Annotated in this window: 22 protein-coding genes and 3 pseudogenes; 20 read left to right on the forward strand and 5 right to left on the reverse strand. The window is 37.2% G+C overall.

Going from position 1 to position 21,074, the window contains the following annotated elements:
• Positions 1-2 precede the first annotated feature (2 nt).
• The 17 genes and pseudogenes from AB9N12_RS19460 to AB9N12_RS19540 all read left to right on the forward strand — a co-directional run.
• On the forward strand, positions 3-2,426 hold the full coding sequence (locus AB9N12_RS19460) for a GumC family protein (RefSeq protein WP_369893774.1): 2,424 nt from the start codon (positions 3-5) through the stop codon (positions 2,424-2,426).
• Between the two features lie 167 nt (positions 2,427-2,593).
• Complete coding sequence (locus AB9N12_RS19465; RefSeq protein WP_369893732.1) at positions 2,594-3,460, forward strand: hypothetical protein; 867 nt, start codon at positions 2,594-2,596, stop codon at positions 3,458-3,460.
• Position 3,461: 1 nt separating this feature from the next.
• Positions 3,462-3,785: an STAS-like domain-containing protein gene (locus AB9N12_RS19470; protein ID WP_369893733.1), complete on the forward strand. Its 324-nt coding sequence runs from the start codon at positions 3,462-3,464 to the stop codon at positions 3,783-3,785.
• An 82-nt stretch (positions 3,786-3,867) separates the two neighbouring features.
• Positions 3,868-4,230, forward strand: a complete 363-nt coding sequence (locus tag AB9N12_RS19475; protein WP_369893734.1) for a hypothetical protein — start codon at positions 3,868-3,870, stop codon at positions 4,228-4,230.
• Entirely contained in the window at positions 4,224-4,559 is a 336-nt protein-coding gene (tnpB, locus tag AB9N12_RS19480) for an IS66 family insertion sequence element accessory protein TnpB (protein WP_369893735.1), read from the forward strand. The genes AB9N12_RS19475 and tnpB overlap by 7 nt, the downstream gene beginning before the upstream one ends.
• A gap of 72 nt (positions 4,560-4,631) precedes the next feature.
• Positions 4,632-5,192, forward strand: a complete 561-nt coding sequence (locus AB9N12_RS19485; RefSeq protein ID WP_369893736.1) for a hypothetical protein — start codon at positions 4,632-4,634, stop codon at positions 5,190-5,192.
• A 65-nt stretch (positions 5,193-5,257) separates the two neighbouring features.
• Entirely contained in the window at positions 5,258-5,398 is a 141-nt protein-coding gene (locus AB9N12_RS19490) for a hypothetical protein (protein WP_369893737.1), read from the forward strand.
• Positions 5,399-6,193: 795 nt separating this feature from the next.
• The gene (locus AB9N12_RS19495) at positions 6,194-6,793 is read left to right on the forward strand and encodes a sugar transferase (RefSeq protein WP_369893775.1); all 600 of its coding nucleotides are present in this window, start codon (positions 6,194-6,196) and stop codon (positions 6,791-6,793) included.
• Between the two features lie 15 nt (positions 6,794-6,808).
• Positions 6,809-7,930, forward strand: coding sequence for a glycosyltransferase family 4 protein (locus AB9N12_RS19500; protein ID WP_369893738.1), 1,122 nt, complete (start codon positions 6,809-6,811; stop codon positions 7,928-7,930).
• Positions 7,927-9,111 (forward strand): glycosyltransferase, encoded by a 1,185-nt coding sequence (locus AB9N12_RS19505; RefSeq protein WP_369893739.1) that lies wholly within the window; start codon positions 7,927-7,929, stop codon positions 9,109-9,111. The genes AB9N12_RS19500 and AB9N12_RS19505 overlap by 4 nt, the downstream gene beginning before the upstream one ends.
• A complete protein-coding gene (locus tag AB9N12_RS19510) occupies positions 9,098-10,399 on the forward strand; it encodes a glycosyltransferase family 39 protein (RefSeq protein ID WP_369893740.1) in 1,302 nt (433 codons plus the stop codon). The genes AB9N12_RS19505 and AB9N12_RS19510 overlap by 14 nt, the downstream gene beginning before the upstream one ends.
• 61 nt (positions 10,400-10,460) lie before the next feature.
• The gene (locus AB9N12_RS19515; protein ID WP_369893741.1) at positions 10,461-11,420 is read left to right on the forward strand and encodes a DUF6625 family protein; all 960 of its coding nucleotides are present in this window, start codon (positions 10,461-10,463) and stop codon (positions 11,418-11,420) included.
• A 5-nt stretch (positions 11,421-11,425) separates the two neighbouring features.
• On the forward strand, positions 11,426-12,508 hold the full coding sequence (locus AB9N12_RS19520; RefSeq protein WP_369893742.1) for a polysaccharide pyruvyl transferase family protein: 1,083 nt from the start codon (positions 11,426-11,428) through the stop codon (positions 12,506-12,508).
• 1 nt (position 12,509) lies between these two features.
• Complete coding sequence (locus AB9N12_RS19525; protein WP_369893743.1) at positions 12,510-13,676, forward strand: Coenzyme F420 hydrogenase/dehydrogenase, beta subunit C-terminal domain; 1,167 nt, start codon at positions 12,510-12,512, stop codon at positions 13,674-13,676.
• 7 nt (positions 13,677-13,683) lie between these two features.
• Complete coding sequence (locus tag AB9N12_RS19530; RefSeq protein WP_369893744.1) at positions 13,684-15,123, forward strand: lipopolysaccharide biosynthesis protein; 1,440 nt, start codon at positions 13,684-13,686, stop codon at positions 15,121-15,123.
• A 69-nt stretch (positions 15,124-15,192) separates the two neighbouring features.
• Positions 15,193-15,424: pseudogene (locus tag AB9N12_RS19535) on the forward strand (glycosyltransferase); the annotation flags it as partial.
• Between the two features lie 293 nt (positions 15,425-15,717).
• A pseudogene (locus AB9N12_RS19540) lies at positions 15,718-15,795 on the forward strand (nucleotidyltransferase domain-containing protein); the annotation flags it as partial.
• A gap of 37 nt (positions 15,796-15,832) precedes the next feature.
• Here the strand turns inward: AB9N12_RS19540 and AB9N12_RS19545 are convergent.
• Both AB9N12_RS19545 and AB9N12_RS19550 read right to left on the reverse strand, forming a co-directional pair.
• Positions 15,833-16,372, reverse strand: coding sequence for a hypothetical protein (locus tag AB9N12_RS19545; protein WP_369893745.1), 540 nt, complete (start codon positions 16,370-16,372; stop codon positions 15,833-15,835).
• On the reverse strand, positions 16,369-17,523 hold the full coding sequence (locus AB9N12_RS19550) for a hypothetical protein (protein ID WP_369893746.1): 1,155 nt from the start codon (positions 17,521-17,523) through the stop codon (positions 16,369-16,371). Before AB9N12_RS19550 ends, AB9N12_RS19545 begins: the two co-directional genes overlap by 4 nt.
• Positions 17,524-17,733: 210 nt before the next feature.
• On the opposite strand from AB9N12_RS19550, the pseudogene AB9N12_RS19555 reads away from it, so the two are divergent.
• A pseudogene (locus tag AB9N12_RS19555) lies at positions 17,734-18,260 on the forward strand (AAA family ATPase); the annotation flags it as partial.
• Here AB9N12_RS19555 and AB9N12_RS19560 read toward each other — a convergent pair.
• From AB9N12_RS19560 to AB9N12_RS19570, 3 genes are read right to left on the reverse strand one after another with little or no spacing between them, the layout of a single operon-like run.
• Positions 18,261-18,518 (reverse strand): hypothetical protein, encoded by a 258-nt coding sequence (locus AB9N12_RS19560; RefSeq protein WP_369893747.1) that lies wholly within the window; start codon positions 18,516-18,518, stop codon positions 18,261-18,263. It lies immediately after the preceding pseudogene.
• A 3-nt stretch (positions 18,519-18,521) separates the two neighbouring features.
• Positions 18,522-18,884 (reverse strand): phage holin family protein, encoded by a 363-nt coding sequence (locus tag AB9N12_RS19565; RefSeq protein WP_369893748.1) that lies wholly within the window; start codon positions 18,882-18,884, stop codon positions 18,522-18,524.
• 36 nt (positions 18,885-18,920) lie between these two features.
• Positions 18,921-19,130, reverse strand: coding sequence for a YtxH domain-containing protein (locus tag AB9N12_RS19570; RefSeq protein WP_369893749.1), 210 nt, complete (start codon positions 19,128-19,130; stop codon positions 18,921-18,923).
• A gap of 368 nt (positions 19,131-19,498) precedes the next feature.
• On the opposite strand from AB9N12_RS19570, the gene AB9N12_RS19575 reads away from it, so the two are divergent.
• Positions 19,499-19,993: an SPOR domain-containing protein gene (locus tag AB9N12_RS19575; RefSeq protein WP_369893750.1), complete on the forward strand. Its 495-nt coding sequence runs from the start codon at positions 19,499-19,501 to the stop codon at positions 19,991-19,993.
• Between the two features lie 249 nt (positions 19,994-20,242).
• The gene (gene cysQ / locus AB9N12_RS19580) at positions 20,243-21,067 is read left to right on the forward strand and encodes a 3'(2'),5'-bisphosphate nucleotidase CysQ (RefSeq protein WP_369893751.1); all 825 of its coding nucleotides are present in this window, start codon (positions 20,243-20,245) and stop codon (positions 21,065-21,067) included.
• The last annotated feature ends 7 nt before the right edge of the window (positions 21,068-21,074 follow it).

Here is a 21,074-nt window from a genome sequence, read left to right on the forward strand (position 1 = left end):
TGATGAAAGAAAACTCATACGACAATCCAATGAATGAACCGGAGGAAGATAAAGTTAATTATCAAGAACTTCTCTTTAAGTATATCATTCACTGGCCTTGGTTTGTAGCTTCTGTTCTAGCCTGTTTGATAGGTGCTTGGGTGTATTTGCATTTTCAAACTCCGGTGTATCAGGTTTCCGCCTCTATCATGATTAAGGATGATAAAAAGAATGGTGGTGGAAACGCTGCTGATTTGGAAAGTTTGGGATTTGGCGGAATGATTACTTCCGCACAGAGCATCGACAATGAGATAGAAGTATTGCGTTCAAAGACAATCTTGAAAGAGGTTGTCAATAATTTGGAACTTTATATTACTTATTATGATGAGGATGAATTCCCTAAAAAGGAGCTGTATAAAACCTCTCCAGTCATCGTGAGTCTGACGTCGCAAGAGGCGGATAAATTGGCAGGTACAGCCCTGGTTGATATGAAATTGGCTCCGGAAGGTGTTTTGGATGTGAGTGTAACGATAGGTCCGAATGAATATAAAAAGCATTTTGATAAACTTCCGGCAGTGTTGCCTACGGATGCAGGTACATTTGGTTTTGTATTGAAAGACTCTTTATTCAATGGGAAGATAGCAGGGCAAAGCGTGGAACGAAATATCAGCGCTGTAGTTAGCCGGCCATTTGAAACAGCCAAAGGTTATCAGTTGGCATTAAAAATAGAGCCTACCTCCAAAACAACTTCGGTAGCTGTTGTTTCATTGATGAATACGAATATACAGCGTGGGGAGGATTTCATTAATAAGTTGATAGAGATGTACAATCGGAATACGAATAATGATAAAAATGAGGTTGCCGAAAAAACGAGAGAGTTTATCAATGAACGTATTCAGATTATCGATGAGGAACTTGGCACTACGGAGGATAAACTGGAAGCATTTAAAAGAAATGCAGGCTTGACGGATATCAGTAGTGATGCCCAATTGGCTATATCGGAAAATGCCGAATACGAAAAGAAACGGGTGGAAAACGGAACACAGATCAATTTAGTTCGTGATCTGACTAAATATATCAATAATCCGTCGAATGAGTATGAAGTGTTGCCGAGTAATATTGGTTTATCTGATAATGGTTTGACTACTCAAATAGATCGTTATAATGAGTTGATTATCGAACGCAAACGTTTACTTCGTACTTCTACGGAGAGTAACCCGATGATTGTAAATCTGGATACAAGTATTCGTGCCATGAAAGCAAATGTAAAAGCTGCCATTGATGGGACTTTACAAGGCTTGCTCATCGTGAAGGCTGGTCTGGATCGTGAAGCTGGTCGTTTTTCCCGTCGTATCAGCGATGCTCCGGGACAGGAACGTCAGTACGTCAGTATTGCCCGTCAGCAGGAAATCAAGGCGGGGCTTTATCTGATGCTCTTGCAGAAACGTGAAGAGAATGCTATCATGTTGGCTGCTACTGCGAATAATGCGAAAATTATTGATGAGCCGGTAGCTGAAGGTGTCCTGGTATCTCCGAAACCTAAAATGATTTACATGATTGCTTTCGTGTTGGGAGTAGGTTTGCCTGTTGGCATTATTTTCCTGCTTGGGCTTACTAAATTCAAAATAGAGGGGCGTGCGGATGTCGAGAAATTGACAAGTTTGCCTATTGTGGGTGATGTGCCGTTGACAGAAGAATCCCATGGTTCTATTGTTGTGTTTGAGAATCAGAATACTTTAATGAGCGAGACTTTCCGTAACATTCGTACCAATCTTCAGTTTATGCTTAATGGCGGTCAGAAAGTGATTCTGGTGACTTCGACAGTGAGTGGTGAAGGTAAATCTTTTATCTCTTCTAATTTGGCGATCAGTCTTTCTTTATTGGGAAAAAAGGTGGTCATTGTCGGTCTTGATATTCGTAAGCCCGGTTTGAATAAAGTTTTTAATATTCCGAGAAAAGATCCGGGAATTACTCAATATCTGTCGAATCCGGAAAATAATCTGATGGAATTTGTCCAGCCTTCGGATGTAAGCAAGAGTCTGTACATTCTTCCCGGTGGTACGGTTCCTCCCAATCCGACGGAATTGTTGGCTCGTGACGGTTTGGATAAAGCGATCGAAACATTGAAAAAGAATTTCGATTATGTCGTTTTGGATACTGCTCCAGTCGGTATGGTGACGGATACTTTGCTGATAGGTCGTGTAGCCGATTTGTCTGTTTATGTATGTCGCGCCGATTATACCCACAAAGCAGAGTTTACGTTGATAAACGAACTGGCATCTGCCCATAAGCTGCCTACTCTTTGTACGGTAATAAACGGTCTTGATCTTCAGAAGAAAAAGTACGGTTACTATTATGGTTACGGTAAATATGGTGAGTATTATGGATATGGCAAAAGGCATGGCTACGGTTACGGTTATGGAGAGCATAAAGTAAAGGAAGAGTAAATAGCTGAAAAATATCATTGTTTGAGAAAATATACTATTTTTTTCAAACTGCGCTTGGACGTTTACTGAATGCTTACAAACGGAATGATAATAAATAATGTAATGTAGATAATATAACCAAATAAATGAGTATATTTGCGTAGCGTTATGTAATTTATGTAAATGGTATGATCCTAAGCTATACATTAGATAAAAGTAAAAGAGAATACTGGATAGAACAGATAAATTCTATTCATACTCAAATATCAAAATTCTCACTTGCTTGTACTGTAGAATTAAATTTCTATAATATAAAAAAGGAGGAATTTACTCCAGTACATATTGTTTTATTAGCGTGTCTATGCGAACATTTGCATCGGTTAAAATTTCATATAAAAGTTAACGCTAGTTCTGAAATCGTAGATTTCTTGAAAGAAGAACTTAAATTTCATTTGTATTTTGATAACTCTAGCACTGAACATATTGAGTCAGAAAACAGTTCTATATTAAATTTGTGGAAAGTCGTAAAAAATAAAGCTCAGGGATATAGTATAAGTGTTACAACCTTTTTCCGCAGAACATGTTTTGATGGGTATGATTTAACAGGACTTCAGACTTCATTGGATGAGATATATAACAATATTGCGGATCATTCAGAGGCCAACGGGAATGCATTCTCTTATATTAGTTATGATAAGGAAAAGCACATGATTCATGTTGCTGCCTGTGACTTTGGGGTAGGTATTCCGTTTACATTAAAAAAAGCTGGATATAATTATGAAAATGATGCGGAAGCTATAAGACAATCTCTGGAAATAGGTGTTTCTGCAAAATCTCAAACGCATAACAAAGGTTTTGGATTGGATAATGTCACATCCAATCTTTCTGAGGGTGGTATGTTAAGAATGGTGAGTAATAGTGGTGTTGTATTTTGTACAAATGCCAAGAATAATGTAAAACAGTATTTAATAGATTATAATTTTCAAGGGACTTTGGTCTTTTTTGATATATGTATAGATACATTTGAAGAGATGTTGGACGATATAATGATTTAATATGGAAAATGTAGTATTATTAAAAGACATTCTGAAGGATAATCAATATCCGGAAGCGGGCGTGTTATTATTTAAAATAGCAAAAGAGGCTATAGATAATGGGGAGACCCTTATTTTAAATATGAGCGAGGTCGAATCTGTTCCAACTGTATTTATGAATACATCCTTTGGAGAACTTATTGCATCGTATGGAGCTGAAAAGATAAAGAAAGTTTTTCTTTTTAAAAGCATAACTAAAGCACAGATTCAAAGGATACGTAAGTATTTTGCAGATTATGAAAATATTGTTATGAAAAAAGAAAGATGCAGTCACGGTAATACATGAGTATCGCTATGTACCGTAAGCAGTCAAAAAAAAGGCTATTGTTTGAAAGTTTTATCTTCGCTGCGACCAAAAAAATAGCATTATGTATAGCAGTGAAGATCTTGAAAGGTTTTACTTTCAGTACCAGAGTGAGGCTTTGCCTCATGGAGAATCTCTCCAATCTTTTTGTGTTAAGCACAAAGTTCCTTATAACATTTTTCAAAAATGGTTTAAGGATACCCGTAAAAAAGTGGTTGAAGTCGAAGTTGAAGGTATTCCAGTTACCGATAGTGCGGAAGTTTCCAAGACTATCAGTCAAGCTCAGAGAGTGTCAAGAAGTAGTAGCGATACTCCTGTTCGTATTTGGATTGATATTCGCATAAGCAATGGTTTACATTTATCCCAAAAGAATTTAAGCTATCCGGATTTAGTCCGGATAGTAAAAAAATTGGAGGGCTTATGTTGAGTGTAACGGGTCTTAATCATTTTTATTATGTCCGTGATTTTACCGATATGCGTTGTAAACACAGCCGGATTCTGTCCATCATTCGTGAGCGTCTTCACAGGGAGCCCAATGATGGTGATGTCTTTATAGTCATGTCCCGTAACCGAAGAATCGTCCGCATGTTTTCATTCGATAACCGTTCATACAGCCTGTTCGAGAAGAAATTTGTAGCCGGTTATCAATTCATGAAAGTAGATCGAAATGGAGTGGAGACTATCTATCGGATTGACTGGAAAGATGTAGTTTTAATTCTTGAAAGTCCTGTAGTTAAAATATTAAAAATCAGATAATTAGATTTATAGTTTGCTTGCAGTTTTGAGATTATTTCATTACCTTTAAAGCTGTAAATCAAAGGTTTAAGAATGATCGAACTGCAAGATATAATTACCGTCAAAAGGGAGTTGCTGAGTTGGGAAACCTACTCACGTAACCCAATAAATTATAGTGAAGGTATGTCAGCCGATCAAAAAGACCGTTATATTCAATATCTTGCAGATCAGAATCATGATCTCCGTTTGTCAGGAGAGGCAATGAAGCTTGTTCTGGATGATTTTATGGTCAAAATACAGGAACTTGAAGGACAGATGTCTGCTGTAGTATCTAATCAAGCGTACTTGCAAAAAGAGCTTTCGTCAAAAAATAAATTATGCAAGTCTTTGGAGCGTCAGCTAAAATCGACTCAGGAAAAATTGTCATACGCTAACCAGCAGCTCTTCGGTGAGAGGCGTCAGAAGTTAAAGTCTAAAACGGCTAAAGGTAAGACTAATAAAGCGGATTCTGACCGGAGAAATGAAAAAGATGATTATAGTTCCGATGATGGCGAAACCCATCGTGATGCTGGTGGAGAGAAGTCTGCCATGGGTGACTGGGGGTGTCGAGCTTTTGTCAGAGATCCACTTGCCAGACTTTCCCCGATGAGATAAAGCTCAGGCGAAACAGGGTGGAGACATCTGCAATTATCATAGATCTCCAAAACAAGATAAGTGCTATGAAATTCGATGGTCATCTGTCGATGGACGGAAGCCTTCAAAAAGCTGTTGATTATCTCGATTCCTTCCGGCCACAGATAATGGCCTATCGGAACAACGGGCGATACTCGATTGACAATAATATGGTCGACGGTTCATGAAACCGTCGGTAAACGGGAGGAAAAGCTCCTCCTTCTATGGAGCCGACAAGATGGCAAACGTCTCAGCGGTGTATCATATCCTTATCTCACCCTGCAGACTGATGAAGGTGTACGTGTCCGAATACCTCAGCAAAGTGTTCGCCAAAATCGTGTGCGGCTGCACCGACTACAGCAGCATGCTCTCCATGAATATGGGTTTAAGTGTTAATAACAACTAAATATTTAATGATAATAAAATTCTGGTTAGAGGTTAGCAAACACTGAACCAGTGATTTACAACTTTATCAAACTGTGCTTGGACGCTTACCTATGAACGTAACTTGTTGATAAACAAGAGTGCGTCGTATGAGTGGGTTACATTTGATGTTAAAAGCTCATTTTTTTTCGATGAACATTCAAATTATAACAATAAATGAGTGTGGCAATGACGGCTCATTTATCAATTTATATCGTAACGAACAGATAGGGGCTTGGTGTGCATATGGCTATTCGGCATACGGTTTGCGGTTATTTAGCAAATCCAATGGATATAACAATTTGCGGAGTTTCTCAAAAGATATGCAGATGCCTTGTTCGATTATGGAAGATGCAACTCTTAAACCGTTATTGAAATATGCGGTAGAAGTTGTCGAACAAACAGACCTACATACACAGGTCAGAATGCCGAATAAAATAAATGAAGAAGCATATGCCAAATGGGTAAATAAATTAAAAACCAAGACTACTGATGATGACATCATTGTTTTTACACCGGTAAGTCAATATGTGCCCAAAGGTAGTTTTATTCCTGATCATATGTCGGCATTCACTCGGAATATTAAGCGTATAAGTGATTTTTTTCTCTCCTTTATCGCTTTGATTGTATTTTCTCCGCTCTTTTTACTTTGCTATATAGCCGTTCGGAGGGAGGATGGAGGTCCGGCAATCTTCAAACAGGAACGTATCGGTCGTTTTGGTCGTCCGTTCTATATCTATAAATTTCGTTCGATGCGTCTTGATGCAGAGAAATTTGGTCCACAGTTGAGCCACAGTTGCGGTGATGACGATCCGAGACTGACAAAGGTTGGACGCTTCATACGAGCACATCATTTGGATGAACTGCCCCAACTGTGGAATGTTTTTCGTGGCGATATGTCATTTATCGGACCGCGTCCAGAACGAAAATTCTATATTGACCAAATATTGGAACATGACATTCGCTACAAATATCTCTATCAGATCCGTCCAGGAGTGACATCATACGCCACACTTTATAACGGTTACACCGATACGATGGAGAAGATGCTTCGCCGCTTGGAGTACGACTTGTATTATCTTGGACATCGTTCCTGGTGGTTTGATTTTAAAATTTTGGTAAATACGTTTTGCTCAATTGTGTTCGGGAAGAAATTCTGAAAAACTGTGTGCTTCATGGATAATACTCAAAAGAATAAGGTCCTTTTTGTCGCGACTGTGGTTAAAACACATATTATGGAATTCCATATTCCATACCTTAAAATGTTTAAGGATTATGGCTGGGAGACTTATGTTGCTGCAAAAAATGACTATGATAACCCTGAAGATTGCAATATCCCGTATTGCGATTATTATTATGATACCCCTTTTGAACGTTGCCCTCTAAAAGCCGCGAACATACGTGCTTATAAGACTCTGAAAAAAGTTATTGATGATAATAATTTTAACATAATTCATTGTCATACTCCAGTTGGAGCAATGATTAGCCGATTTGCAGCCATATCTGCAAGAAAAAGAGGAACGAAAGTGATATATACAGCTCATGGATTCCATTTTTTTAAAGGCGCACCTTTATTAAATTGGATTATATATTTCCCAGTTGAATGGCTCTGCGCTTTTATGACAGATACACTAATTACGATAAATCAGGAAGATTATCAGTTTGCTGCAAAATACATACCCGCTCGTTCTGTTAAGTATATCCCGGGAGTGGGTATTGATTTGTCAAAATTTGCTCTACAGGCTATAGATATTGTAGCTAAGCGTAAAAGTCTATGTATTCCGAATGATAAAATATGGGTTATATCTGTTGGAGAATTGATTCCCCGTAAAAATCATGTCCGTTTGATTAAGGCTATTTCTGAAATTCCCGAAATCTATTTGACTATTGCAGGGCGAGGTGTTTTAAAGGGAGAATTAGACACATTAATTAATCAACTGGGATTGAGTCATCGGGTAAAACTATTAGGTTATAGGTCTGACATACCAGAGTTGTGTACAGCTGCCGATATCTTTGCGTTTCCCTCTATGCAAGAGGGGTTACCCGTTGCTTTAATGGAAGCCATGGCCTGTAGTAAAGCGGTTGTATGCAGCCGAATCAGGGGATGTACCGATTTAATAGATACGCAAGGTGGCATATTGTTTAACCCACACCGTATAATTGACATAAAAGAAGCGATATTGACTTTATTGGAAAGCGATCGTACCGAAATGGGGACGTACAATCACGCTGCTATTCAACAATATGACATAGCATGCATTATCAACCAAATGCAGGATATTTACAAACTACAATGATGGATCAAAGTATGGAAATAAAAATAGAATCAAGTGGAAATTCATATCTGGCTGTAGCCATGTTGATGCAAAGTGGAGAAGCTGGAGGTGTCCAGCGTATTATGATTAATTTGGCTAAAGGGCTTATTATACATGGGGTAAACGTCAGTTTTTTAATTGGTGATGCTCGTGGAGAGATGATGCAAGAAATTCCATCCTGTTGTGAAATCATCAACTTTAATAAAAAATTTTATCGAGGAGATGCCAAATTATTAGGGGCTTTATATGGCATATATAATTATATGCATAGTCACCCAAACACAGTTATTTTGGCAGCGCCAGGATTAGCAGGGACGCTGACCGCTTTTATAAAAGTATTTTGCAGACGGTTCAAAGTTATTTCAATTGTAGACAATCGTTGTACTTTATTAAAAGGCGGTAGTTTGTACCACAAGGTGGTCTATTGTCTCAATAAATCATTGTTCGGATATTTGAATGCGATTATCGCTGCCCACTCATTAGCAAAAGAAGAGCAAATAAAATGTTACAATATCCCTCCGTCAAGGGTTTATAAAATATACCATCCGTTAATATCTCCCATAGCAATAGAGAATACTGCGCCAGAAACGGAACATCCTTTTATCAAAGCTCGTAAATATGGGGTAAAATTGATGTTAGCAGTTGGCCGATTAGTCCCTGAAAAAGATTTTGCAACTTTATTAAAAGCATTTAACAAGGTCCGTCAAAATAAAGACGCCAGATTGATTATTTTAGGAGACGGTCCACTCAGAAAAGGACTGGAAGAAATACGCCAGTCTAGTAGGTATGCTGACGATATCGATTTGTTAGGTTATACCAATAATGTCATCGGATTTATGAAAAGTGCTGACTTATTTGTACTTTCTTCAAAAGAGGAAGCATTTGGTAATGTGTTGATAGAAGCCATGTCCTGTGGACTTCCTTGTGTTGCTACGGATTGTGCGAGTGGAGGGCCAAGGGATATTATGGAAGGAGGTGACAAACGCTATGGCGCTTTGTGTCCCTGTCAAGATTCTCAGGCCCTTGCGGAAGGAATCCTTTCTACATTGGATAGGAAATATGACTCTTGTGTTATCAAAAAAAGAGCCGAAGTTTTTACAATCGCACACTCAGCTGGCCTTTATTTGAAAGTTATAAAAAAATTAGTGAATGATCTATTCTGAAAGAGATACAATTGCGCCTAACATCATGGCATTTACGGCAATAGTGGCAGCTGTAGCATCACTCCTGTCGTTTGTTCTTCTCCAAAATGATGACTTTGGGTATGGTTTCTTTACGATGTTTATATGTACGCTCTTATTAGCTTTTTGTTCCAGAAAACATTCGATTATCTCACAACCTTTGGCAATTGCATTCATTTTTCGTATTGGATTCTGTTTATTATTATCCGTTAAAGGTGATGGTGATGCGGATAATTACGGGGTATATGCCGTGCATTTTGCAAATATGCCAATTACTGAGATTTTTTCCAATATTCCAACAGGGGCCTATTTTTACTCATGGCTTATTAGCTTTTCATTCCGCCTATTTGGGGAAAATTATATGCCGATACGAGTTATAAATGCGACATTAAGTGTCTGTTGTGTTTGGATTATTGCTGACATTGCGTCATACTTATATAAAAATCCCAAAACGGTTATAAAAATCGCATGGATAGTAGCGGTATTCCCTAATTTGATCCGTTTCTCGAGTTATTTTGCTAATAGGGAAGTTATCCTGATGCTTTTTATGCTTCTATATATAAAGTATTCTTATCTATATTATAATCGCACCAACAATGGATATTTGCTTGTTTCGATATTGGCGCTCATTCCTTCAATGATATTACATACTTCCATGATTGCCATGATTTTACTTACAATATTAATCATATTATCAAAAGAGGGAAAAACGCAAAATAAAGGAACTAATTTTATTCGGGAAGCTTTTTTGACAATTGCCACAATTGCCGTATTCTTATATATGCTTTCCAGTGGTATTGGAATGGAGAAATTTAATATCGGAGGAGGTGTAGACCTAAATGTATCTTCTATTAGTAATATCGGCAATATGTCAGCCGTGGGGCGAGCGGCTTATCTTAGCGGAGTTACTTTTTCTAACCCTGTTTTGACGTTATTGTTCTTACCTGTCCGAGTGTTATATTTTTTATATACCCCATTTCCGTGGATGATACGTTCTGTTATAGATATTGTTGGATTCTTTGACGCGATACTATATATATGGGCTTCTATTCCTATCTATAAGAAACTAAAGGAAATACACAGAAAAAGAAAAGGAAAAAGTCCGGATGAACGTTTTCTTCTGCTATTATTCATTACTCTTGTCATCATTATAGCTATGTTTGCAGCTGTAACTTCCAATTATGGAACTGCAATCAGACATCGTTGTAAACTCATTCCTATTTTTCTACTGATAGCAGCAGACTATATTAGACTACCTTTTAACAGGTAAGACAACAGTCCGATTTTTTTTGAACATAGTTTTTATTCATGTTTCAATATTTGTTGTTTCCATGAAAATTAAAGTGATTTCTCCATATTTCGGGAAATTTCCGCCTTTCTTTGACTTGTTTTTAGAAAGTTGTCGGTATAATCCCGAAATTACTTTCTTGATTTTTACAGATCAACACAATATTCCATTGTGTCCACCTAACGTTGAAATCTTCCAATGGCAGTTTTTTGATTTAAAAAAAATGATACAAGGAAAATTGTCATTAAATATCAAAGCTATGTATGCTCTTTCTCCATATAAATTATGTGATTACAAACCTGCATATGGAAAACTATTTGAAGATTATTTGGAAGGTGCCGACTTTTGGGGATTCTGTGATATGGACTTGATATTCGGCAAGATATTCAATATCCTCTCGTTAGATAAATTGTCCCAAAGTGAACGTATATTAACGCAAGGGCATCTTACTTTTTATAAGAATAGCCATAAAATGAACATGATGTTCACAAGGGAACTCGAAAATGGTATTTCTTTCGCCCAAGCAATCTCTTTTAGTGAACCGGCTTTTTTTGATGAGATATTTATGCCGGAAATTTGTAAAGAGAATGATGTAATACAATATGGGGAGAATGTATTTGCTGATATATTACCACAATATGCAACTTTTGTTGTGGCTCCTACATGTACCATAACCAATCGTGCCAAACAACGATTCTGTTGGAAAAATGGAAGATTATTTCAGATGTATCGGTCTGTTGATAGCGAGGAAACTTTATCTGAGATTATGTACATACATTTTCAGAAAAGGCCGTTAACACCATTTTATTCCCAATCAGATTTGAATGGAAAAGCACGTATTTATTTCACACCTCAGGGTATTTTCCCAGACAGATTATATACGAATAATGTAGAAGAAAGCAATAAACTGCATGTAATAAATTACCACCGGAAAAGATGGCAATCTTTGACTTGGAGAAAAATATGGGTAAAATATAGGATCAATAAACTTTTAAGAAAATAGACAATATGCAAGTCGGTATTTTGACATTTCATAAAACGACCAATTATGGAGCAATCCTACAAGCATACGCATTGCAGAAGACATTGGAAAATGAGGGATTCAAGGTTTCTATCATTGATTATCATAATAACCGTATATACGGTTATTATGATTACAGAATAAGATCCTGTAATCATTATAAAACGATGATAGGAAAAATTATTCGCTATCATTACAATAAAGCAATATGGCTTCGTTTTGAGGCGTTTCGCCATAAACACATAAAATTATCGCCTTCTTGTCAAACTTTGAATGAATTACAGAATGTAGAATCAGTATATAATGCTGTGATTAGTGGTAGCGATCAGGTATGGAACCCAAATGCTATCTTTCAAGATTTTGACGCATACCTTCTTGGAACTGTTTCCTGTAAAAAAATAGCTTATGCAGCTTCAGCTGGAAATGTGATGTTATGGGAAAAATATTTAAAAACATATTGGAATTTACTTCATCGTTTCGATGCTATTTCTGTAAGAGAAGCAGATATGGTACATCCGGTCCGTGAATTATCTCAACAAGAAGTAACATTGGTATGTGATCCAACGCTTCTGCTTGAACAGTCTGATTGGGTCTCTATTGAGCAAAACGAGTTAAATAAGTCACTTCCGAACGGCTATATTCTTGTATATTTTTTAGGTAGAAATATATCCGTTCCGACTACAGCATTAGCCTTACAAAAAAAAACAGGATTGCCCATTGTCTCTATCGGACGAAAGATTAAAGGAGCTTATCGGCCTAAAGTAGGACCGGCTGGCTTTCTCTCATTATTCCATCATGCAACCTACATTTTGACAAGTTCATTTCATGGAACAGTTTTTTCCATTCAATATCAGAAGCCGTTTTTAGTATTTGGTAATGGCGCATATAATTCACGTATGCACACATTACTTAATCATCTTAATCTTCAAGAACGGTTGATAACGAATAATTGTTCGATCGGTTCTATCTTATCAGATATTGATCAACCGATCGATTGGGAAAAGGTTGCTGTGTGTAGATTTGAATTGAAAGGTCATTCAATTGGTTTTATAAAAAAATCGTTATCTTGATATGCAGTCTTCAAAAAAAAGAATTGTATTGCCTCTTGAATCGTGTGTCGGGTGTTCTGCTTGTATGGCAATCTGCCCCAAACAGTGCATTTCAATGCAACCGGACAACAAAGGTTTTTTAAGGCCTGTAATTGATTCAGGTATTTGTATTTCATGCAAATCGTGCCTACGGATTTGCCAAGCGGAAGGGAAGCACACAAAAACACTCCCATCAACTGTACTTGCTGCAAGAATAATCGATAACGGTGTGTTATCAAATAGTTCTTCTGGAGGAATTGCATGGATACTCTCAAAGCACATCCTACAACAAGGAGGAGCCGTTTACGGAGCTGCGTTTGATGAAAATATGACAGTAAAACATATCCGTGTAGAAAATGAGTCTGAATTATATCGGTTACAAGGTAGTAAATATGTACAAAGTGATATAACAAATATATATGCTCTTATCAAACAGGATTTGTCTAATGGTATACAGGTTCTCTTTATAGGAACACCATGCCAAGTAGCAGCGATCAAGAAAGTGTTTCTTAATACCGGCAAGCAATTGTTGACATGCGATTTGATCTGCCATGGCGTCCCGAGTCCTCGTTTATTTGCAGATCATATAAGAGCGATAGAAACTTCTTTTTCAAAAAAGGTTGCAGATTATCGATTTAGGGATAAAGTTTTTGGTTGGAATTATAATATTAACCGTATAATTTTTAAAGATGGAGGTTCGTCAATACATTCATATTGGACTCAGTGCTATAAACGCCTGTTCTTTAGCAATTATGGGCTTAGAGATAGTTGCTATATATGCAAATACAGCAGTCTATCACGACAGGGTGATATTACATTAGGGGACTATTGGGGCATTAATCAAGTTTCGGATATCTTTAAAGATAATAAAGGCGTGAGCGTTGTATTTGCCAACACATCAGAAGCAAAAAAATTAATGGATATAATAAAAGGACATTGTACTTATATTGAAACATCTTTGTCAAAGGCATTACAAATGCAGTTGATTATGCCAGTGCAACGTCCTAAGCGAATTGATGCATTTTGGAATACGTATTATAAGACTTCGTATAAGGAGACCTGCTATAAATTTGCCGGGAAACGTATCTTTCTTACCATCAGAAATCTCATTAAAGACCTCATTGTAAAATATAAACTAATACATATTTAAGATCATAATGGGGCGTAACTCCTTACTACTAAAGAATACATTCATTATATCAATTGGTAAAGTATGTACACAACTGATTACATACTTATTGTTACCTATATATACGACTATTCTCACTCCGTCGGATTATGGTACAATAGATCTGTTGTTAACATATATTTTGTTGATTTCTCCGGTTATAACGATACAGATGGAGATGTCAATTTTCCGTTTCCTTATTGATACCCGGGGAAACAAACAAGAAACAGCACGTGTGCTGTCAAATTGCTTAGCTTGTGCAATGGGACCATCATTATTATTTATAATATTATATTTTCCTATTGCTCTATCGCTTGATTTTGAATACCTTGGACCATTTTTAAGTGGAATTATCACCAATTCGATTTTGTGTATTGCTCTTCAGATTGCAAGAGGTCTTGGTGATAATATGTCATATGCTGTAGGAAGTGCCATCTCTGGTATTATGACTGTTTTATTGAATATAATATTTGTCATCATTTTCCCGTATGGCGTTGCGGGTATGCTATATTCCACAGCTATTGCTCAATTCATTGCTTTTTGCTACATAATAATAAGAGACGAAGTCTGTGAATATATTGATTTCTCTTTACTTTGCAGAAATTTAATGAAGAAAATGGCACGCTATTCTGTCCCGCTAATTTTGAATGGTTTATCATGGTGGATAATTAGTGCTTCAGATCGCACTCTCGCTTCTGTTGTGTTAGGAACACATGCAAACGGAATATTAGCTGTCGTTATTAAATTTTCTGCAATTGTTACCAATGTGTTTGCCATCTTCAATCTCTCTTGGACTGAATCTGTTGCAGTACACATCAATGACAAAGATCGTGATATTTATATATCTGATATTACCCAAAAATGTTTTAACCTATTCAGCACAGGGGGGATCGTACTTATTATGATCTGTGCTGTTTTCTTCAAATATTTAGTTAATGAAAAATTTTATGAAGCTTATCCATTAATTCCGCTATTCGTAATTGGCAATATTATCAATATCATTCAAACATTATATGGCATTATTTACATAGGTAAAAAAGACACTAAGCAAGTATCGCGTACTGCATTTATTGCGGCAATTGTCAATTTCATAACGAATGTCATATTTATAAAATATATAGGGCTATATGCCGCAGCAATTTCAACAATCAGCGCAATGCTTTTCCTTGCGATATACCGGCATAAAGATATTAATCGTAATATGAATATCACTTTGGATGCAAAAGATATTTGGATAATGTGTGGAATTTACGCCATATTTGTATTTATATATTTAATCCGAAATCCAATATGTAATATTATCGGTCTGGTTACATCGATATGCTTTGCTATGTTATGGAATAAGGCAATTATAACAAGTGTGTTATTCTACATTAAAGATAAATTCCCAGCACGGATTCGTAAGCGTCCCAGCACAGATAGCCAATAATGAGTACCTTAGAAGATCTCAATTCAGGAATATTGCATTCGCAACAAGGTTTCCTGGAAGCTGTTCAACAAGGTGCGTCATGGTTGGCTTCCGCTCCATCCTACTTGTTGCATCCGGCGTGAGGTAATGATGAGACTGGGCTTTTATAACGAAAGCTATAAGATTTCTGCGGATAGTGACTTATTGGTTCGCTATCTGATGACGGGCGGACTTTCTACTGATAGAGCTAAGCGTAGGAAAATGTGGGAAGATGACATGGAAAGTGCCACAGTTTATATTGGCATTATTGAAAGGAGCATAGCAATTAAATGAAATTGATAGCTGGTTGGTGTAGATTGACTATTTACTTTTTTAATTAAATTCTGAAGATTATTAGCTTGTAGTATAACAAAATATGTAGGTCCCTAACTTCATGCTACACACATGAAGATCCCTACATTTTGCAGGTCAGGAAATATACAGCGGTGTATTCTTGATCTGGCCCTTATATATCCGCAATATGCTGATATGTATTCTAAATATATCAACTGTCTGTGAAGATCGTTGATATATTTTTTATAGTATGCTGATTGATTAAAGGCAATATCTTCTCGCATGGGGATATTTGGCTCTGTCGCTCGTGGTGAACAACAGGAGGGTAATGATGTCGATGTTTGTGTTGAAATTGAAAGACTAGAGAGTGCTTGTGTGTTATTAATAGCTATATTTCTTATTGACCGACAAATATTTCTTTCAGATGTGCACTGTCAGGTGTGTATCTATTTTCACATAAATACTTTAATGCCATTTTAAGAGAATGAATTTCACTATTATCTTTAATCGCAGCAAACAAAGACTTAAAACGCGGATCTGAGTTGGAAGATACCTTTTTTGATTCGTCCGTAAACTTCTTAAATTCTGTCGGCAAACCAAAACTATTAGGATCAATCATTTGTTCTTCGGCACAATCTAAAATAAATTTATCTACTGCTGGAGCAATTGTTATAAGATACTGATGGCGTTCACGATGTTTCATCAATGTCAAATGTTCGGTTTGGGCTATGATATCACATTCTCGGATATAGCCAAGTTGAACTTTATCCTTATCAATAATTCCAATAGCGAACTTGTCTGCAAAAGTAGAATTCAATTGTCCTACAACCTTAGAGCAACAATGTTGATGATTAACACCTGCATTCAATAGATATTCTATAAGGTTAGTATCAACGAAACACTCAGGCATTATATGTAGTAGTTTGTTCTGTTTCATATATATAACTCGAAATTAAAGAACATATCCACTCCATTATCATATATTTCATGAGTTTCCTCTTCGTTTAATTGTCTTACGCAATATGTCCTTTCTGTATCATTAGAAGGATATGTAAACAGTACATTCATGCCTTCGGGAGCAACCTTTATAAGTTGGTTAAGAACGTATGGACTATGGGTTGCTATAAACAACATATCATTATGTCCTTTAATAGCATCTAATAACCAATTCACAAACTTACATTGTGTAGGAGGGAATAGATTATTCTCAGGTTCCTCAAGGAATATTTCACTATGATCCACATTGATATATTTATTATACATAACTTTAAAACGATCTGCTTCTTCATGGCCTCCGAAGTTATAATCATATCCTTCTATTGTTACGATTTCTGAATTAACAATTTTCCCCTTACTCCTGATTTTATTATAAATTGTAGAAAGTAAGTTTCTACGCTCCCCTTTTTGATCGTATGAAATCTTACCGGTACGATCTTGGTATTGACCATTTACAAGATAATCCAAATGAACATACATTGGAAGAAGTGATTGAACACCGCTTGAGCTCTCTCTAAGCATCAAAGGTTTTCCATTTTTCAATTGAATTTTATCAGAATTAGACATACTATCGTATGAATATGACATTCCTAGATCAAGAAAATTTTCTTCTTTCTTGATAAATCTACGGGCCTTATCCCAGTCAGACATAAATTCAATCATATTCCCATCCATTGATAATGAACTCCATCCGGGAATTGCAGCTACCAAATTTCGATCAGCAGGTATATAACTCACTTTGGGGTGTTTATATTCCCAACGCTTAGATTTCCATGTCATCTTAAATGTTTTAGATGAATGGTCGTAGCTGAATTTCAAATAGCGAGTTTCATATTCGATATATGTGTAATCTTGAATATAGCCAGTCATTTTATAGTAGTCTGCCATAATGTCAATAAAGGCACTGCCCTTACCAAAGCCATTGACCTTTTGAGTGAGTTCCAAGCGTTTCTCTACCCATGAACAATAACATGCGGTTTTAAGTACACAACTCTTACCAGAGCTCTGCATACCAGTGATTATATTGACTTGCCTTAATGTAAGATTAGCCTCCTTAATAGGACCGAAATTCTTTATGAGCAGACGTTTCATAATATTGAAATTTCTTATTTAACAGACAAAGATAATGTTTTTTCTCGAATAAGGGTTAACTATAATAGATAAAAAGCAATTTATTATGTTGACTACTGTAGAATGTTTATCCTTGCTTCGTGAGTATATGCGAAAGAATATGGATGAATGATTGATAGAAAGAAAACCGTATCTTTATATAACCCCTATAATAGCAAGGTTGTAGCATGTATGAGCAATAAAATATATCCTAATGGTATCCAGAACTTCGAGAAAATCCGTCAAGACGGTTATTTCTATGTTGATAAAACGGCCTTGATGTATCAAATGGTAAAGACCGGTTGTTATTACTTTTTGAGTCGTCCGCGACGTTTGGGGAAGAGTCTGCTGATCTCTACCTTGGAGGCGTATTTTCAAGAGATGAACAGGTGCTGAATAGTATCGACTCGGAATCCAACAACCCTATTCCGGTGATTTACCAGAGCGGATATCTCACCATTAAGGGGTATGACGAACGTTTTGGTATGTATCGTTTAGGTTTCCCGAATCGTGAAGTGGAAGCCGGTGACTATGACTCTTTCTTCCGTCGTCTACAAAGTTTCTTTGCGGACACTGGTTATGACGTGATTCGCGAGCAGGAATTGTATTATGAAAATGTGCTTTTTATCGTTTTTAAACTCGTGGGCTTTTATACCAAAGTGGAATATCATACCAGTGAGGGGCGCATCGACCTTGTGTTGCAGACGCATAAGTTCATATTATCTTAAATTCCTGAAATACGCCCGTACCTTCCGCATCATCTTGATTCCCATCATTACGCCATCGAATACAGCCATACCGGTATTGAACGAACGCATGAGTGCATCTGCCTTGTTGGTTGCCGGAGCAAGTGGGGCAAATATTTCGCGTGTAGTAGCTGTCATGGCTTTTTTTTGAGCGCGGATCTCATTTAAAAGCTTCTTTTTACGTTCGGCAATCTCTTCTAATGTGAATTTCTGCGGGGTCTGCACATTCATAATTTATTTATTTGAATCAGTTAAAAATAAATTAGCGAGGAAGTTCACCATCGGAGAAATGATGAGCTGCTTGCGGAAAATAATAACCAGGACAATGAGAACAACATTGATGCCTGCTATGATGGCGAAACTCGACATCAGACCGCCCACAAAAGGCTCCAATATATAAGCAAGAGCAAAAAGAAGATAAAACAGGGCAACCATGCCCAAGATAATAAGTACTAATACCATGATTAACGTGGAAAAAAGTATGGTTAACTTCTCCGTCAGTTCTAATTTGGTATATTCTTTTTGAAGTTCCAGATATTTCTTGAACTCGCAAAATAACTGCTGAAAATTCTCAATACTTTTATCGTCTGCAAACATAGTCGCTCTGTTTTTACTCTTTCTTTGGTTACTCACTTATTCTGCTATTTCTCCCTTTATTTCGGAAGCGATCTCGTCAACGAGAGTTTCCATTTCACTGCGATTAAGCTTGATTCCTTTTTTACGAAGAATCTCTGAGATTTTATGACGGGTATCTTCTCCCTTTTCAGGAGCAAATAAAATACCAAGGGCTGCACCTACGGCTGCACCACCCAAAAAAGCTGCTAAAACATTCAATCCTTTCATAATGTATAATGTTTAAAATGATTATAATACAACAAATATAACATTTTTATTGAAAGGTTGTTCGTGAAAACTGAAAAAAAGTGGTTCGTTTTATCATTCTTTTTTTCTTTTATGGTTTAATCTTATTTAACGGGCTCTTGTAGCTGACCTTTGAAGGTTAAGGCGTACCTTTGTTTTCAAATACGGAAGTGGTTTTGTTACCTACTTGTCAGGCGACAAGTACTGTTTCGTATAAGAAGAAGCCGGGATAGAAGTTTTTTTTGGACGGATTTCTTTGTCGGGTGATAAAATTTCCATTATTTTGTTGCCCGAAACTAAATATAATAGACGAGAATATTGAATTATTAATTAAAACAGAGTATAGGAATATGAAAAGATTAGTCGTATTAGGAATGGGAGTATGCTTGGTGCTGGCATTTACATCTTGTAAATCCAGTGAAAGTGCCTATAAGAAAGCTTACGAGAAAGCAAAACAACAAGAATTGGCAGAACCGCAGGTGGAAGCTCCGGTAGAGGTTACTCCAGTGGTTGCAGCTCCTGTAACAACTACCAAAGTGGCAGATACATCCGGTGTTCGTCAGGAAAAGGTTACAGTGGTTTCCGGTAACGAAGGACTGAAGGATTATAGCGTTGTGGTAGGTAGCTTTGGAGTGAAAGCGAATGCGGAAGGCCTGAAAGATTGGTTGGACGGGCAGGGATATCACTCTACGATTGCATTTAATGCTGATAAGGCAATGTATCGTGTGATTGTGAGCTCATTTGCTGACAAGTCTGCTGCTGCTGAAGCTCGCGATGCATTCAAGGCTAAATATCCGAACCGTTCGGATTTTCAGGGAGCTTGGCTGCTGTATCGTGTATATTGATTTCTTTTTGGTAATATATATTGGAAAGAACCCATGTTTTTTCCGGATAGGAAGGCGGTAACTGGGAAGTTACTGCTTTTTTATTGAGAAGGAGTGGCTCTTCGTTTAGATATTTTTATCATTCTACTAAAAGAAGTTATAAATGATAGTGGGGAAACTTTTATAGTAAAGAAAGTTTTTACATTTGTCTACTCTTAATTGGGAGGATGTATTGCCTGAATGTGAATAGGGCTTTAATTTAGAGATTGAATGGAACAAAAATATGTAATGGCTGCTATCGACGCGGCTCTAAAAGCAGGTGGAGAGATTCTTTCTATTTATAATGATCCGGCGTCGGACTTTGAAATAGAGAGGAAGGCTGACAACTCTCCGCTGACTATTGCAGACAGAAAAGCGCACGAAGCAATTGTGGCCGTTCTGAATGATACTCCTTTTCCTGTTCTTAGTGAAGAAGGGAAGCATTTAGGGTATGAGACCCGATGTGAGTGGGATACTTTATGGGTGGTAGATCCACTGGATGGAACGAAGGAGTTTATTAAGCGTAATGGAGAATTTACGGTAAATATTGCTTGGGTGCAGAACGCTGTACCTGTGTTCGGCGTTATTTATGTGCCCGTGAAAAAAGAACTTTATTTCGGGATCGAAGGTACAGGGGCTTATAAATGTTCCGGTATTGTGAGTCTGGATGAGGACAGCGTTTCATTGGAGAAGTTGATTGGGAAATCGGAACAGATGCCTTTGAAGGAGGTGCACGATCATCTGATAGTGGTTGCTTCCCGTTCGCATCTGTCACCTGAGACTGAATTATATATTGCAGATTTGAGGAAGAAATACGGCAGTGTGGAACTGATTTCGAGCGGAAGCTCTATTAAAATCTGTCTGGTGGCTGAAGGTAAGGCTGATGTATATCCACGTTTCGCTCCCACGATGGAGTGGGATACGGCTGCCGGACATGCGATAGCCCGTGCCGCAGGAATGGAAGTGTATCAGGCCGGAAAGGAAGAACCTCTACGATATAATAAGGAGGATTTATTGAATCCGTGGTTTATCGTTGAGCCCAAAAGAGAACATTAAATAATGT

This window comes from Bacteroides sp. AN502(2024) (assembly GCF_041227145.1).
GTDB lineage: Bacteria > Bacteroidota > Bacteroidia > Bacteroidales > Bacteroidaceae > Bacteroides.